The sequence below is a fragment of the Clostridium sp. DFI.1.208 genome (assembly GCF_024463855.1).
Taxonomy (GTDB): domain Bacteria; phylum Bacillota_I; class Bacilli_A; order Erysipelotrichales; family Erysipelotrichaceae; genus Clostridium_AQ.
This window is the reverse complement of record NZ_JANGCA010000018.1, coordinates 13,983-28,854: the sequence shown is the minus strand read 5'-3', so window position 1 is coordinate 28,854 and position 14,872 is coordinate 13,983. Positions and strand designations below refer to the sequence as shown.

Annotated in this window: 18 protein-coding genes; all 18 read left to right on the top strand. The window is 46.2% G+C overall.

What is annotated here, in order from left to right:
* Positions 1-6 precede the first annotated feature (6 nt).
* The 18 genes from NE665_RS10860 to NE665_RS10775 all read left to right on the top strand — a co-directional run bounded on the left by NE665_RS10860 (position 7) and on the right by NE665_RS10775 (position 14,482).
* Complete coding sequence (locus NE665_RS10860) at positions 7-867, top strand: sugar phosphate isomerase/epimerase family protein (protein WP_117444167.1); 861 nt, start codon at positions 7-9, stop codon at positions 865-867.
* A gap of 32 nt (positions 868-899) precedes the next feature.
* A complete protein-coding gene (locus NE665_RS10855; RefSeq protein ID WP_117444168.1) occupies positions 900-1,772 on the top strand; it encodes a class II fructose-bisphosphate aldolase in 873 nt (290 codons plus the stop codon).
* 21 nt (positions 1,773-1,793) lie between these two features.
* Positions 1,794-2,276, top strand: a complete 483-nt coding sequence (locus NE665_RS10850) for a PTS sugar transporter subunit IIA (RefSeq protein ID WP_117444169.1) — start codon at positions 1,794-1,796, stop codon at positions 2,274-2,276.
* Positions 2,277-2,310: 34 nt separating this feature from the next.
* Entirely contained in the window at positions 2,311-2,613 is a 303-nt protein-coding gene (locus NE665_RS10845) for a PTS fructose transporter subunit IIB (RefSeq protein ID WP_117444170.1), read from the top strand.
* 37 nt (positions 2,614-2,650) lie between these two features.
* Positions 2,651-3,676 carry a PTS fructose transporter subunit IIC gene (locus tag NE665_RS10840; RefSeq protein WP_117444171.1) on the top strand — a complete coding sequence of 342 codons (1,026 nt, stop codon included), beginning with the start codon at positions 2,651-2,653 and terminating at the stop codon, positions 3,674-3,676.
* A gap of 16 nt (positions 3,677-3,692) precedes the next feature.
* On the top strand, positions 3,693-4,607 hold the full coding sequence (locus tag NE665_RS10835) for a cupin domain-containing protein (RefSeq protein WP_117444172.1): 915 nt from the start codon (positions 3,693-3,695) through the stop codon (positions 4,605-4,607).
* 181 nt (positions 4,608-4,788) lie between these two features.
* A complete protein-coding gene (locus tag NE665_RS10830) occupies positions 4,789-5,238 on the top strand; it encodes an RpiB/LacA/LacB family sugar-phosphate isomerase (protein ID WP_117444173.1) in 450 nt (149 codons plus the stop codon).
* A 14-nt stretch (positions 5,239-5,252) separates the two neighbouring features.
* Positions 5,253-6,263 carry a dihydroxyacetone kinase subunit DhaK gene (locus NE665_RS10825; protein WP_117444174.1) on the top strand — a complete coding sequence of 337 codons (1,011 nt, stop codon included), beginning with the start codon at positions 5,253-5,255 and terminating at the stop codon, positions 6,261-6,263.
* Positions 6,263-6,907 carry a dihydroxyacetone kinase subunit DhaL gene (gene dhaL / locus NE665_RS10820; RefSeq protein WP_117444175.1) on the top strand — a complete coding sequence of 215 codons (645 nt, stop codon included), beginning with the start codon at positions 6,263-6,265 and terminating at the stop codon, positions 6,905-6,907. Before NE665_RS10825 ends, dhaL begins: the two co-directional genes overlap by 1 nt.
* 314 nt (positions 6,908-7,221) lie before the next feature.
* A complete protein-coding gene (locus NE665_RS10815) occupies positions 7,222-7,698 on the top strand; it encodes a cupin domain-containing protein (RefSeq protein WP_117444176.1) in 477 nt (158 codons plus the stop codon).
* Positions 7,699-8,506: 808 nt separating this feature from the next.
* Positions 8,507-9,004 carry an MGMT family protein gene (locus tag NE665_RS10810; protein ID WP_118654757.1) on the top strand — a complete coding sequence of 166 codons (498 nt, stop codon included), beginning with the start codon at positions 8,507-8,509 and terminating at the stop codon, positions 9,002-9,004.
* Between the two features lie 530 nt (positions 9,005-9,534).
* Positions 9,535-9,837: a PTS sugar transporter subunit IIB gene (locus NE665_RS10805; protein WP_233104640.1), complete on the top strand. Its 303-nt coding sequence runs from the start codon at positions 9,535-9,537 to the stop codon at positions 9,835-9,837.
* A gap of 93 nt (positions 9,838-9,930) precedes the next feature.
* Positions 9,931-11,352, top strand: coding sequence for a PTS sugar transporter subunit IIC (locus tag NE665_RS10800; RefSeq protein WP_117444179.1), 1,422 nt, complete (start codon positions 9,931-9,933; stop codon positions 11,350-11,352).
* Positions 11,353-11,427: 75 nt separating this feature from the next.
* Entirely contained in the window at positions 11,428-11,739 is a 312-nt protein-coding gene (locus NE665_RS10795) for a PTS lactose/cellobiose transporter subunit IIA (protein WP_009587753.1), read from the top strand.
* 29 nt (positions 11,740-11,768) lie between these two features.
* Positions 11,769-11,990, top strand: coding sequence for a hypothetical protein (locus NE665_RS10790; RefSeq protein WP_008818795.1), 222 nt, complete (start codon positions 11,769-11,771; stop codon positions 11,988-11,990).
* A 217-nt stretch (positions 11,991-12,207) separates the two neighbouring features.
* Positions 12,208-12,678, top strand: a complete 471-nt coding sequence (locus NE665_RS10785; RefSeq protein WP_117444180.1) for a DUF3284 domain-containing protein — start codon at positions 12,208-12,210, stop codon at positions 12,676-12,678.
* Positions 12,679-12,712: 34 nt separating this feature from the next.
* Positions 12,713-13,798, top strand: a complete 1,086-nt coding sequence (locus NE665_RS10780) for a MupG family TIM beta-alpha barrel fold protein (RefSeq protein WP_118654758.1) — start codon at positions 12,713-12,715, stop codon at positions 13,796-13,798.
* A 21-nt stretch (positions 13,799-13,819) separates the two neighbouring features.
* Positions 13,820-14,482, top strand: coding sequence for a GntR family transcriptional regulator (locus NE665_RS10775; RefSeq protein WP_117444182.1), 663 nt, complete (start codon positions 13,820-13,822; stop codon positions 14,480-14,482).
* The last annotated feature ends 390 nt before the right edge of the window (positions 14,483-14,872 follow it).

Genomic DNA, 14,872 nt, shown 5'->3' with positions numbered 1-14,872 from the left:
AATACGATGAGATTTGGAGTAGATACCTTTATCTGGAGTGAAGTATTCAGTGAAAAGGATTTGTGGGTCATCCCCAAGGCGGAGGAGCTGGGCTTTTCTACCATTGATATCGCCATAGCCCATCCGGAAAGCTTTCCCACAGCTTTGGTAAAGGCAGAACTGGCAAAGACGAAGCTGGAGGTTGTCACGACAACGACACTTGACGCAAACACGAACCTGATTTCGCCGGATGAAGCAATCCGTAAAAACGGGGTGGAGGCTCTCAAACGGCTGGTAGATATCAACAAAGAATTAGGCAGTACCATCCTTGGCGGTGTGAATTATGCCGGCTGGGGTTGTCTGAGCGGGAAACCGAAGACGGATGAGGAATGGCGTCATTCTGTGGAAGCGATGCGTGAGGCTGCGCACTATGCGAAGAAGACATATCCGGACTTACGTATCTGCGTGGAGCCGGTGAATCGCTTTGAAACCCATTTTATCAATACTGCGGAGGAAGGCGTACGCTATTGCAAGGCGGTTGGAACCGGAAACATGGCAGTGCATCTGGACTGCTTCCACATGATTCGCGAAGAGACCAGCTATAGGGAAGCGGTCGAAGCCTGTGGAAAAGCGTATCTGGGCTATGTGCATGTATGTGAAAACAACCGCGGTATCCCGGGAACGGGACTGGTACCGTGGAAGGAATTCTTCACAGCGCTCCATGAAATCGGATATGAGGGACCATGCGTCATCGAATCCTTCGATCCGAGCTTTGAAGAGCTGAATGCGAATTGTGCCATATGGCGCAGGTTTGCGGATACCGGAGAAGAGCTGGCTGTCCAGGGACTTGCCAATCTGAAACGCATTGCCGCCGAGCTGGGCGTATAAACAGCAGAAATGTTAAGGAGGAATGTTAGAAAATGTTAGTGAACATGAAGGAAATCTTGAAGGAAGCAGAGGAAAAGGGGTATGCCATCGGATGTATCAACACACCGAATATGGAAACGCTGCGTGCGGTTGTGGATGCGGCTGAGGAGCTGAATGTGCCGATCATCATCGACCATGCACAGGTGCATGATTCGCTGATTCCGATTGAAAGCATCGGTCCGAAGATGGTGGAGTATGCAAAGCAGGCGAAGGTGCCGGTATGTGTACATCTGGATCACGGCAGTGATTACAGCTTCGTCATGCGTGCGATCCGCTGCGGCTTTTCCAGCATCATGTATGATCTGAGCGCACTGCCGTATGAAGAAAACATGGCAAAGCTGAAGGAATTTACCAAGCTGGCGCACGAGCTGGATATCACGGTGGAAGCCGAGCTTGGCATCATGACAAGCACAGAGGAGGATTCCCATGGAGGAAGCGTTGGCTGGACACATGAGAGCATCAAAAAGACCTTCACCGACCCACAGCAGGCCGCAGAATTTGCACGGGAAACGGGTGTGGATGCACTGGCAGTATGCTTTGGAACGGCGCATGGCATCTATGCAGAGCCACCGCAGCTGGATATTGAGCGAGTGAAAGCAATCCGAGCAGCAATGCCGAAGGAATCGCGCGTGGTGATGCATGGAGGAAGCGGAGTGGACGATGCGCAGGTACGTGCAGCGATCACAGCAGGCTGTTCCAAGGTCAACTATTACAGCTATATGGCAACAGCCGCAAGCAAGCACATCCAGGAATACCTGAACGAACGGGATGGAAAAGCCTTCTGGCATGAGGTGGAAGAGGAAAGCTATCGCTTCATGAAGGAATATGCAAAGGGTGTACTGACGGTATTTAAAAACGGAAAGTAGCACCGGGGGTGAGGAATCGTTATGAACGAAGTAAAGTTATCAGAGGTTTTGATCAAGGATACCGTGATGCTGGATGCCGAGCCGTTTTCGGATAAGGAAACGCTGTTTGAAACATTGGCCGCAAAATTTGAGGCAGCCGGTATCGTGACAGATGCAAAGCAATATATCAAGGCGCTGGAGGAAAGGGAAACCCTGGGTTCCACCTATATGGGAAATATGATTGCATTGCCGCATGGCAAATGCGATGCCGTGGTTAAACCGGGGATAGGCTTCTGCCGCTGCAAGCAGACATTCCGCTACCGCTCCCATGATGAGGAGGGCGATGTACGCTATGTGTTCATGCTTGCGATTGCTGCTGATCAAAGCTCGGATCAGTACCTGCGAGTGCTTGCCACACTGGCCGGACTGTTGACGCATGAAGAATTTATCGATGTACTGGAGCATGCACAAAGCTATGAAGAAATCATTCAGGCTATCAATACCCTGCAATCGAATTGTGCGTAAGGAACACAATGGAAATGAAAGAGAGGTGAATTTTATGAAAATCGTTGCGATCACATCCTGTGCTACAGGAATCGCTCATACGTATATGGCGGCAGAGGCTATAAAAAAGGAATGCAAAAAGAAGGGGTATGAGTGCAAGGTGGAAATGCAGGGAGCTTTAGGGATTGAAAACAAGCTCTCGGAAAAGGATATCAAAACGGCAGACCTGATCGTTTTTGCCAATGACGTGGGAATCAGTAAGGCAGAACGCTTTGACGCTTATAAGGATAAGATTGTCAGACATACGCCGCATCAGGTGATACAGAAGCCGGATATCATTTTTGAATCACTGAAATAATTCATACAGTATGTTATTTAGGAGGACGAAAAAAGTCATGAAAGAAAAACTTAGTGAAATAAAAGGGGCACTGTTAACAGGTGTAAGCTATATGCTGCCATTCGTTATCGCCGGAGGCATCCTGATTGCTCTGGGCTTTGCCATCGGCGGCTATGACATTCCCAATTCCGTAGAGGAATATGGAAATTTTGCTTCAACGATCTTCTGGTTGGGAAAGAAAGCCTTTGCGCTGATGGTGCCGGTGCTGGGTGCCTATGTCGCTTATTCCATTGCGGATAAGCCGGGTATTGCGGTCGGTATGGTCGGTGGTGCGCTTGCGGATATGCAGGGATCCGGTTTTCTGGGTGCTTTGATTGCCGGTATCATTGCCGGTTATCTTGTCAACCTGTTAAAGAAGATCAATCTGCCAATGGCACTGAAATCTTTGCTGCCAACACTGATTATCCCAATCATAGGGGTGGGGGCCATCGGGTTGATCATGGTATATGTCATCGGTACACCGCTTTCCGCATTAACAACGGCATTAACCGATATGCTGAATTCTCTGGGAACGGGAAATCTTGTATTACTGGGCATCATTCAGGGCTGTATGCTTGCCTTTGATATGGGTGGTCCCTGCAATAAGGTTGCCTATGCCTTCGCACTTGCTGCTATGGATGCCGGCAATTATATGCCGATGGCTGCGAATTTCATTGGAAGTATGGCACCGCCGCTGGCGATTGCTGTTGCAGCGTTAGTCGCGAAACAAAAATTTACAAAAGAAGAGCGTGCCGCAATTCCCGGTCTGTTTGCCGGAGCGTTTGGTATGATTACCGAATTCGCCATTCCGTTTGCAGCCGCAAATCCACTGACCGTGATTCCTTCCCTGATGGCAGGCTCCGCAGTAGGCTGTGCATTATCCTATGTATTCGGATTAACGATGCGTGCACCGCACGGTGGATTGTTCGTGCTCTTCGCATTGAATAACGCGCTTCTGTTTATCGTCGCATTGCTGATTGCCGGCGCTGTGAGCGCTGCATTGCTGATACTTCTGCGTAAACCGGCAGTAGAAGCTGAAGAATAGGAAAGGACACAGGACAATGGCAAAACTATTTGATATCATGGGGAATTTCCCCTTTCAGGTGGAGGATAAGAAACCGACGCTGATTCGCAAAAGCGAATATTCCACAGCGCTGTATCCACCCAACAACGCATTTACCTCTGACAACACCTTTACGATGGTTACTACGGATACCTTCATGCTCGGTATCTATGAGCTGGGGCCCGGCGGCGTCTTTGCACCGCTCGATATCCATCCCGGTGATGAATCCTATTACATCCTGAACGGTCCGGTCGTACAGCGTAGCGGAAACGGACAGTTCGCTTATCTGGAAACTGGAGAAGGGCTGTTCATGCCGGAGGGGGCATGGCACTGCTGTCACAATTTCTCCGATCAAAAGGCTAGGATCCTGTATTTCATCACACCAAAGGCATGGAGTGAAGCTATACCGCCTGCTGTGATTCCAAGCGATGAGGAAACGAAGTTCTATAAGGGACCTAACAACGATACACTTCCGGATATGCGTGGAAGGATTCAGGATATCTCCCGTCAGGGCTGTACGGATGATATCGGTGCATGGCCGGTCGATCCCAAGGAAGCAAGAGAAACCGGTGCGGTCTATGCGGTCAGAGATTTTGAAAAGCTGAACAATGTGCATGGAACCAAGCATCCGATGCTGATGCGCTTCATCACCAGCAATGATTACGGTCATTTTGGAGAGTTCATACTGCCGGCAGGCGGCTATGGACCGCGCTGCTCTGATCCGGATACGCACGAAGGGGATGCAGCACTGTATTGTGTAGAGGGCCCGGTAACAGTCAATCTGGTCGATCTGGAGGAAAGCTTCGTGCTGGAGCCGGAGGATACCTTCTTTATCCCGGCGGGAGTGAAGTATCAGCTGGTGAACTTTGAAAATCATCCGGTAAAAACGGTTTTCGCAATCACGAAGCTGTAGCTGGCAGAAAGAGCCGTGAGCGCGTTGCTTGCGGTTTTCCTGCTTTACAAAAAAATCATCGGTGGATAACATCAGGGCTGTGTAGGATAATGCAGGGTTACAGGCAGTAAAGAGGATGAGCCGGTAAGCGGATGGATTCAACAGCCCTGTATCGATGAGCAGGAATTGGAAAGGAGTATTTATGAAGCTGGTAATCGGATGTGATGAGGCGGCATATCGCCTGAAGGAAGAAATGAAGGAATATATCAGACAGCTGGGACATGAGGTGAAGGATATCGGGGTCTATCATGAAGAGCCGTCCCTGTATCCGGATACTGCACAAAAGCTGTGTGCATGTATAACGGATGGAAGCTGTGAACGCGGTATCCTGTTATGCGGAACCGGTATCGGTATGGCGATCACTGCCAATAAGATTCCCGGTATCCGTGCTGCAGTCGGACATGATCTGTTCTCTGTGGAGCGCAGTATCAAATCCAATAACTGTCAGGTGCTGTGTATGGGAGCCAGAGTCATTGCGCCTCAATATGCAAGGCTTCTGGTGGAGCGCTGGCTGGAATGTACATTTGCCGGTGGTGCCAGTGGAGAAAAGGTGGCGCGCATCATGGAGATCGAACAGGAATACAGAAGATAAGGAGGTGCAGAAGAATGCAGAGAATCATCAATGATCCCAACATGGTCGTAGAGGATATGCTCAAAGGCTTTGCGAAATGTCATCGGGATATCATCCATGTGGATGAAGAGAATCCAAGAGTCATCATCAGCAATTCCTTCGATCAGCAGAAAAAGGTGGGAATCGTGACCGGAGGAGGGAGCGGACACAAGCCAGCCTTCATCGGTTACTGCGGAGAGCACATGGCGGATGCAGTCGCCGTGGGGGAAATCTTTTCCTCACCGACAGCCAGAAGCTTCTATGACGCTATCCGTGCTGTGGATCAGGGCATGGGAGTGGCAGTGCTGTATGGCAATTATGCCGGAGATAATATGAATGTGAAGATGGCGATGGAGCTTGCAGAGGAGGATGACATCGAGGTAAGGACCGTCGTAGCGAATGACGATGTGGCAAGTGCGCCAAAGGAAGACATCGCCAAGCGAAGAGGTGTTGCCGGAGAGATCTTCCTATGGAAAATCGGCGGTGCAAAGGCGGCACAGGGAGCGGATCTGGATGCGGTCATCCTTGCGGCACAAAAGGCAATCGACAATACAAGGAGCGTGGGCGTCGGACTGGGGCCGTGTACGATCCCTGCAAACAGAAAGCCGAATTTCCAAATCGAACCGGGAACGATGGAGTTTGGCATCGGCCATCATGGAGAGCCCGGTGTGCGTATAGAAAATCTGGGAACGGCCAAGCAGATGGCACAGGAGATGGTGGACATGGTCATCCGTGATGTACCGTTTGAAAGCGGGGATGAGGTAGCGGTACTGGTGAGCGGGCTGGGGGCAACGCCACTCATGGAACAGTATATCTTCTTTGATGAGGTGGAGGAGCTGTTACGAGCGACAGGCATCCGTGTATATCGTTCGTATGTGGGAAATTATTTCACATCACTGGAGATGAACGGTGTGACGCTGACGATGATGAAGCTGGACGAGGAGCTGAAGGAATGTCTGGATATGGATTGTACATGTGTGGGACTGACGCAGGTGAGGAGACCGTGATGGAATATATCCGAAATGAGCATAATGTGAAGATAGCGGAAGCGGTATGCGATGCGATTCATGAGAACGCGGCATATCTGAGTGAGATCGATGGAGCGATCGGAGACGGCGATCACGGGGTCAATATGAACAAGGGCTTTCTGATGGCAAAACAGCGGCTGCGTGAGGATATGAGCTTTAGTGAGAGTATGAAGACGATCTCACGGACGCTGGTGATGGATATCGGAGGGAGCATGGGGCCGATCTACGGGACGATGTTTTCAAGAATTGCGAAGGCGAGCAAACAGGAAGAGAAGCTCACAAGAGAGATATTCTTAAACGCGCTGCAGGATGCCTTACAGGGCTTGCAGGAGCTGGCAGGGGCAAAGGAAGGCGATAAAACGCTGATCGATACCCTTGCACCGGCGACAAGGGCATATGAGCAGGCGCTGAAGGAAGGCAGCAGCTATGCGGCGTGTCTGTGTGCGTTGCAAAAGGGAGCCGAGGCAGGCAAGGAGCACACGAAGGAGCTTGTGGCAAAGATCGGAAGAGCGGCAAGACTGGGAGAGCGAAGCCGTGGCTATCTGGATGCGGGAGCGACAAGCTGCTGTATCATTTTAACGACGATGGCAGAGCAGATGTGCAAAGCTATTGTAAAGGAATAACAGATAAAGATACAGAAATCACACCATGTGAGTACTGTATCTTTTCTTTCTTCAACAAATGCTCAATAGCCTTAAAGAATGCATAAGAAAGCTAGGTATGGAAAGGAAGGCATGGTATACTGTAGCTGTTGAGCATGCGGATTTAAGGGATGCCATAATCCTGTATCCAAAAGCCGCTGCAAATTAACAAGTATCGCAAGCGATTACAAACCGGTGTGTATAAAGGAAAGGGAAACAGCATGCCATAGGATACAGAGATCTAAGGATACAGCACGCTGCACAAGCCGAAACCGTAAGGAAAAGGAGAGGGAAACATGACAAAACAGCATATAAATCATATTTCTGAGGAGTTTTTATCGAAAAAGACGTACGCATGCATTACCGAAGCACTTGGGACGGCCGCAGGCAGTGAAAAACTGTATGTGAATATTGATCGCATCCCACCTGGCTGCCACAGCACCAAATATCACAGCCACTCCCAGCAGGAGGAATTCTTCCTTATTCTATCCGGAAATGGGACTGTGCGGTTGAATGAGAAAACCTATGCACTCACAAAGGGAGATTATTTCGCAAAGCCTGCCAAGCAGAATATTGCGCATTCCCTATACAATTCCGGTGATACTGATCTTATCGTACTTGATATCGGTACGGTGGAACAGGAGGATACCTGCTATTATCCTGATGAGGATATGTATCTTCTAAAATCAAATGGTCAGAGAAGAATTGTAAGCGGCTCTGATTTTCAACAAGAATGGACAACAGAACCTGATACCGATGGAACGCCAATATGAAAGTCTGTATATGCTGAGATGTGCGTCAGGTTTACAATGTGCATATCTTTTAAAAGCTATACTGTCGCTTCTAGGAAGCTAAGCAGACGAGAATCGTGTGTACATCCATAGACTTCCGTCGACCTTTTCTTTTTTTTTCAATCAAAGGATGCATTTCAAATAGAAGCACAGCGTGTCTTGTGAGGAAATTCGATCTGTTCCTTGAAGGAAGCAGGCTGTGAAAGAATTCAGGTTGAAGCTTGTGGTAAAGCTTTCCGACGGAAAGTGAAAGCAGGCGGTGACAACAATTATAAAAACGGAAGCCTTAAAGCAAGGTATACGGGATGGATGCTAAGGGGACAGGCAAAGCGTCGGCGTGTAAGCTTTGTAGCTTATCAGCTCATATGCTTCTGCGAAAGAAATGCAAGATGTGATAGAAATCAGGGCAATGCTTCACTACCAGCACAGTTTGTATCACCTATCCCATGGAAACCGGTATAAGAAGCTATGGGTTTTGCCTTATCCTTTTCCGATTGCAGGAGTGGCAAGCTGAGATAGCACAGCGATTGGCGACGTTCATTAACAAAAACGTACTATGCGAACATAAAGCAACTGCCGAGCGCTGCTGGGATTTTCCGGTATCTGTTTGGACACATTCGTAAACATCCATGCGTGCATCTGGCTCTACATGGTCTGTCAGAAGCAACTAAACAATCGGGCAATCAGAAAGAGGGGCAGGAAACCGTAAGGAATGAATTCAAAATTTCACAAACAGCCTCATTGCATGAAGGAAGAAAACATACTATGCTTACAGTAGGAGGTGGATGATATGGCAAATGAAGATAAAAAGGATTTCAATGCCATGCTGCACGACAGTAAGGATATGCCAAAGGTTCAGCGTATTACAGATGCCAAAAGCATTGCAAAGTATGGAGGCTGTAATATGTATTTTGCACCGCCAATTGATTATGATGAGGTAATGCGAAGGATACCGTATGGTAAGGTGATTACAGTTGGGGAAATTCGCGCGTATTTTGCAAGGATAAACCACGCGGATTTTACAGAACCGATCACAGCTGGCATCTTTGTATCCATTGCAGCCTGGGCGAGTGAACAGCGTTTCGCGGATAAAACGCCGTACTGGAGAACCCTGAAAGCAAATGGGGAGCTGAATGCGAAATACCCTGGCGGTATAGAGGCGCAGAAGGAAAAGCTGGAAGCGGAAGGACATACGATCATTACAAAGGGAAGAACAAATATTCGCTATTTTGTAAAAGCATACGAAGCTGTTCTGTATGACCTATGGGAAAATGATGCCAGTCGATGAGGCTTGTTTGAAGCTGTGCGGAATATGGAAATCTGCTTCTTACGATCGAAAAAACGGTATGTGCTTGATGACAGCATATAGAGTGGCGAATGAATGTATGAGGAATAGCAGCAGGGACCATGAAAGGTTCAAATCGCTGCTTTTTTTCTTTTTTCAGCGGTTGGCTGTATGAAAACTGTCATAGTATAAATCCCTTGCACCATCTATGTGTAAATATCCAGCTTGTGCTATGAGGTATACCTTAAAATGCAGATGGTTTAGACCACTTCAGCCATGGTATAAACCATTTGAAAAAGCGTTTTCATAAAAAAATATCACAGAGATGCAACAGGAACGATAAAAATCAAAAACCAATGAAATGTTAAAATAATACGATAAATAAAGGGTTATTTACATATTGCATGAATCTGTGAGGAAACGGATATAGAAAAAAATAGAAATTTAGAAAGAAAACGCTTGCATTATTTAAAGGTGTGTTGTATCATATGGGTGTACCAAGTGGTATAGACCACTAGAAAGGGGTAAAACTCATGACAAATATCTTACTTGTCTGCTCTGCAGGAATGTCTACCAGCATGATGGTTAAAAAAATGCAGGAAGCAGCAGCTGCAAAAGGAATCGAAGCGGAAATCTGGGCTGTCGGTGATGCGGATGCTGTCAACAATGTAGAAAAAATGGACGTTATGCTTCTTGGACCTCAGGTTCGTTTCCTGGAATCCAAAATGAAAGGGATTGCGGGTGGTAAACCAGTGGCTGTCATCGATATGCAGGCATATGGAACCATGAACGGAGCAAAGGTTCTGGAACAGGAGTTAAAGCTTCTTGGGATGTAAAATCCCTCACAGTGGCATTGTCACTATCGGTAAAAGGTGGCTCCTTTGCCGGACAGTGTAAAATAATTCATTTTTTAGGAGGAGAAAGAAAAAATGGAAAAATTCACAGCGTGGATGGAGAAACATTTTGTGCCAATTGCGGCGAAAATCGGTTCTCAGAAACATCTGGTAGCGATTCGTGATGGATTCATCGGTATTATGCCAATTACCATGGCAGGTGCTGTCGCTACATTATTAAACGTATTCTTCCGTGATCTGCCAAACAACTATCTGCCGGACTGGCATATTGCTGAAACATTTCAGTGGCTGATCACCATAAACGGAAATGTATGGTGGGGAACACTGGCAATGCTGGCCATTGCATTTGCATTTTCCTTCGGTTACCATCTGGCAAAAGCCTATGATGTGAACCCGCTTGCTGGAGGTCTTGTTGCACTGGCTTCCTTCGTTACGATCTTAGCTCAGAGCGCTACCTTCAACTATCAGCTTCCTGATGTTGCAGTTGATGCACTGAATACATTAAAGAGTGCAGGACTTGATGTTGCGTTGAATGATACCAAGGATGCAATCCTGTTGAACAATGCTTCCGGCTGGGGCTTCCTGCCTTATGCATGGACAAATTCCGGTGGTCTGTTCTCTGCATTGATTATCGGTCTGATTTCTGTTATCATTTATGCTAAACTGATGATTAAAAAGGTTACAATCAAGCTGCCAGAGCAGGTACCGCCAGCAGTATCCAAAGCATTTGCTGCTATTATTCCAGGTACGATCGCTATTTATGTTGCAGGTATCATCCAGTTCCTATGCACACAGTTCTTAGGAAATGGTCTGCCAGAGCTGATCAACCAGTATCTTCAGATTCCATTCCAGAACCTGTCTCAGGGTCTTGGTGCTATCATCATTCTTGTATTTGCTGTACAGGTATTCTGGTTCTTCGGTCTGCACGGACCAAACGTACTGGCTCCAATCCTGGATGGTGGATATATTCCATTGCTGAATGACAATACAAACATTTACAATACAGCTATGGCTGCAGGAAAATCACTGAATGACGTTGTGGATCAAATGTTCGTATGGACACGTGGTTCCTTCGATGCCTTCGTATGGATGGGCGGCTCCGGATGTACCATTGCACTGCTGATTGCAATCATGATTTTCTCTAAGAGAGATGATGCAAGAGCTGTTGCTAAGCTGAGTCTGCCTATGGGCTGCTTCAACATCAACGAACCGGTTATCTTCGGTTTGCCAATCGTATTAAACCCAATCTACTTTATTCCTTGGCTGATTACACCAGTTATTCTGGCAACAATCGCTTATCTTGCAACTGCTTCCGGAATGATCCCACCGGTATTCATCACAGTACCTTGGGTAGTTCCACCAGTAATCTACGCTATCCTGGCAACAGGTGGTAGTCTGATGGCCGGAGTTATCGCCGCAATCAACCTGGTTGTAGCAGTGCTCTGCTGGATTCCGTTTGTTATCGTTGCAAACAGAATGAACAACGTAGAAGAATAAAAACTATAGCAACAAAAGTAAATAGAAAGGGAAGAGGATATTTACTCTTCCCTTACTTACTATAAGGAGGACAATATGGAAGGTTTAGAACTGATCTGTTTTGAAATTATCTCAAGCGTGGGAATGGCACGTTCACTTTACATCGAAGCTATTCAGGAAGCGAAAGCCGGAAATTTCGAGCAGGCACAGGAGCTTATCAAACAGGGGGATGAATCCTTTACTGAGGGACATCATTCTCATGCAAAGCTGATTCAGCAGGAAGCAGGCGGGGAAGCTACACAGATGACACTGCTGCTGACACATGCTGAAGATCAGCTGATGAGTGCGGAAGCATTTAAAATCCTGTCTCAGGAATTTATGGATTTATATAAGGAAATCAAAAAGTAAAAAAATAAGGGAAACCAGAGGTGAACAGAATGATATACATCAGTTGCGGATTAAATCAGGAATTTATTATCGATCTGCTGGAGAAGACGACGGAGGAAGGCGTCAGCTTCAAATATGAGGGAAAAACGGGAATCAAGCTTGCATTTCACGTAAACACAGAGGATCTTGACAAGGCATGTGCAATCGCCAAGAAAACCATCAAGGCTACACCAATCGGTAGCGTTATGTACTTCCAGGTAACTACAAAATAAAAAAAGCGAACAACATAGGAAAAAGGTGATATTTATGACACGCTGGGGCTTATTTGCTGTAACAATCGGCTGCATCATCATGATGTATTCTCAAACTTATAATGACTTTTCACAAAAAATATTGTATTGTATTTGTGGTGTTACTGTTTTATGTCTTGGAGCCTTTATGGTTTACAAGGATAAAAAGAACGTAAAAAAGAAATAAAAGGAGAAGCACATGATCAAAGTAGAAGAAAAATTATATGTGAATGCGGATGTCTTTTTCGATAAAATCGCAGAGTCAATCGCATATGATATCACAGCATCCACGGGCAAGAATGTTCGACCGAAGCAGATTCACAAAGGGTTTTCCTACACGAAGGATATGAAAAATAAAATGAAGCGTGCGGGAAGGGTCAAAGTCACGATTACAGATTTTGAGGCTCCAAGGATTTACAAGGCGAAATTTGAAAGCAGTCAGGGTATCAACACAATTTCCTATGAAATTGAACAGCTGGATGAAGATCACATCGGTGTGACGTATATGGAAGATTTTTCCGGAGCCAGCGGAGCGAAGAGCGTGAACTTTAAAATCATGTCCTTCTTCTATAACCGCGGGGCGAAAAAGAAGGCAGTTAAGCTGCTGCGTAACATGGAAAGCTACATTCAGAACGAAGTGAAAGAGAAGTCAGAAGCAACCGAATCGTAATAGTATTGGCTGCTTGTCAAAGGAGGAGCTAATCATGGCTAGATTAGGAATTTCTCTTTATCCGGAGCATTCTACTCTGGAGAAAGATAAAGCATATGTGACACTTGCCGCAAAATACGGATTCAAACGAATCTTTACCTGCCTGCTGAGTGTAGAAAAGGAACGTGAGGAAATCCTTGCGGAATTCAGAGAATTGATTGACCACGCACATTCCTATGGAATGGAAGTCATACTGGACGTTGCGCCGTTTGTATTTGAGAAGCTGCATGTTTCTTATGATGATCTGTCATTTTTCGCAGAGATGCATGCCGACGGTATTCGTCTGGATGAAGGATTTGATTCATTAAAGGAAGCTTTAATGACCTATAACCCGCAAAATTTGAAAATCGAAATCAACGCAAGTCTGGGTACGAAATATCTGGACAACATTATGAGCCATTATCCAAAGCTGGATAATATTATTACCTGTCATAACTTTTATCCGCAGCGCTACAGCGGAATCAGCTATGAGCATTTTGAAAAATGCAGTCAGGACATTAAGGATTTGAATATTAAAGTCGCTGCCTTCGTATCCTCTCAGGAAGAGGGAACCTATGGCCCTTGGCCGGTAAATGAAGGTCTGTGTACTTTGGAAATACACCGTGATCTGCCGATTGACGTGCAGGCAAGACATTTGTTTGCCACCAGACTGGTGGACGATGTGATTATCGCAAATGCTTATGCGAGTGAGGAAGAGCTCTCTACGCTTTCAAAAATTGATCCGGGTAAACTGACCTTCAAGATTGATTTTGAAGCGGATCTTCACCCGACAGAAGAAAAAATTCTTTACGAGCATCCGCATTTTGTTCGTGGAGATATGAGCGAGTATATGGCGAGAAGCACCATGCCGCGTGTTACCTACGCAAAGGAAAGTGTTCCGCCAAAGAATACAAGGGATTTAAAACGTGGAGATGTTGTCATTGTAAATGATGAATACTCCCGTTATAAAGGAGAATTGCATATTGTATTGAAGGATATGCCGAATGATGGAAGGAAAAATGTCATCGGTCATATACCAGAGGATGAGAGAATGCTGCTGGACTACATCAAACCATGGAAATCCTTCGGCTTTATGCGCTAGAATCAGAAACGAGGTGAAACTATGGCAACTCCTATCTATCGAAAAATCAAAGACCTAATTATGCAGGAAATTGAAGATAAGGCTGCCAATTCACCAATTGATTCAGAACGTGATATGGCGGTTCGCTTTGATGCGAGCCGCATGACTGTGCGAAAAGCAATCGATGAGCTGGTTGAGGAGGGTTTCCTCTACCGCGATAAAAACAAGGGAACCTTTGTCGCTGACCGTAAGCTGCTGAAGAGAAATACAGCTGCGGAAATGCTGCAGGAAGAAATCAGCGAGTTCATCGTCATGTATTTTAATGTAAAGGATGCCGCAGACATTGCACCGATATTGGAAATCGATCAGGACGATCAGGTGTTGAGCGTTGTTCGGTTGAATACCGTCAATTCCAAGCCGACCAGCGTAGAGGAGATCTTCTTTATCCGAAACCAGATATCCGATGCAGATATGAAGAACCTGAAAAATCTGCTGGATATGAACGATTATGTAAAGAACGGACGTGTTACACAAAAGTTTATTCCCATGCTGGTTCCGGTTCAGTTTGCGAACCTGCTGAAAATCAAAATGAACACTCCCATCATTCGTGTGGAGTCAGTAATCAGCAGTATGAGCGGGAAGCCGCTCGTTTACGTCCGTGCATATAATAACCCTTTCGAAAATGTGATAGAAATTACCCTATAATATGATGGAATGAATTGCACCCGGTTGCCCAGCCGGGTGTTTTTACTTGCAGCGGCTGAAATAAGGAAGGATATAGGATAGCTGCCAGCTGCGTGTGATTGCTGTATGACAGACAGCTATTACAGCGAATTTCGTTGTGTAACCGATTACAAATGTTAATTGACGTATGGTTTTATGCGCACTAAAATAGGAAGTAGAACAACATATTACGCTGTATCGTCTGGTAAGAAGAAAGGAAGGTGGTTGAAGCAGTATATGGGCTGAAAGCGGTCGATCAATGTTGAAGGTGCAGCAGCTGTATTGGCAATGCTTGTTAATCGGATACGCCAGATTCTATGATGACTAATTCAGAGAATGAAAGCAGTTTGTTGAAAGTATTCATTTACTTAT

Excerpts from the sequence above, each read along its gene's own strand:
- NE665_RS10830 (WP_117444173.1), top strand. The coding sequence starts at position 4,789 with ATGAAGCTGGTAATCGGATGTGATGAGGCGGCATATCGCCTGAAGGAA.
- NE665_RS10775 (WP_117444182.1), top strand. The coding sequence starts at position 13,820 with ATGGCAACTCCTATCTATCGAAAAATCAAAGACCTAATTATGCAGGAA.
- NE665_RS10790 (WP_008818795.1), top strand. The coding sequence starts at position 11,769 with ATGATATACATCAGTTGCGGATTAAATCAGGAATTTATTATCGATCTG.
- NE665_RS10845 (WP_117444170.1), top strand. The coding sequence starts at position 2,311 with ATGAAAATCGTTGCGATCACATCCTGTGCTACAGGAATCGCTCATACG.
- NE665_RS10785 (WP_117444180.1), top strand. The coding sequence starts at position 12,208 with ATGATCAAAGTAGAAGAAAAATTATATGTGAATGCGGATGTCTTTTTC.
- NE665_RS10855 (WP_117444168.1), top strand. The coding sequence starts at position 900 with ATGTTAGTGAACATGAAGGAAATCTTGAAGGAAGCAGAGGAAAAGGGG.
- NE665_RS10795 (WP_009587753.1), top strand. The coding sequence starts at position 11,428 with ATGGAAGGTTTAGAACTGATCTGTTTTGAAATTATCTCAAGCGTGGGA.
- NE665_RS10850 (WP_117444169.1), top strand. The coding sequence starts at position 1,794 with ATGAACGAAGTAAAGTTATCAGAGGTTTTGATCAAGGATACCGTGATG.
- NE665_RS10840 (WP_117444171.1), top strand. The coding sequence starts at position 2,651 with ATGAAAGAAAAACTTAGTGAAATAAAAGGGGCACTGTTAACAGGTGTA.
- NE665_RS10860 (WP_117444167.1), top strand. The coding sequence starts at position 7 with ATGAGATTTGGAGTAGATACCTTTATCTGGAGTGAAGTATTCAGTGAA.
- NE665_RS10825 (WP_117444174.1), top strand. The coding sequence starts at position 5,253 with ATGCAGAGAATCATCAATGATCCCAACATGGTCGTAGAGGATATGCTC.
- NE665_RS10815 (WP_117444176.1), top strand. The coding sequence starts at position 7,222 with ATGACAAAACAGCATATAAATCATATTTCTGAGGAGTTTTTATCGAAA.
- NE665_RS10805 (WP_233104640.1), top strand. The coding sequence starts at position 9,535 with ATGACAAATATCTTACTTGTCTGCTCTGCAGGAATGTCTACCAGCATG.
- NE665_RS10800 (WP_117444179.1), top strand. The coding sequence starts at position 9,931 with ATGGAAAAATTCACAGCGTGGATGGAGAAACATTTTGTGCCAATTGCG.
- dhaL (WP_117444175.1), top strand. The coding sequence starts at position 6,263 with ATGGAATATATCCGAAATGAGCATAATGTGAAGATAGCGGAAGCGGTA.
- NE665_RS10810 (WP_118654757.1), top strand. The coding sequence starts at position 8,507 with ATGGCAAATGAAGATAAAAAGGATTTCAATGCCATGCTGCACGACAGT.
- NE665_RS10835 (WP_117444172.1), top strand. The coding sequence starts at position 3,693 with ATGGCAAAACTATTTGATATCATGGGGAATTTCCCCTTTCAGGTGGAG.
- NE665_RS10780 (WP_118654758.1), top strand. The coding sequence starts at position 12,713 with ATGGCTAGATTAGGAATTTCTCTTTATCCGGAGCATTCTACTCTGGAG.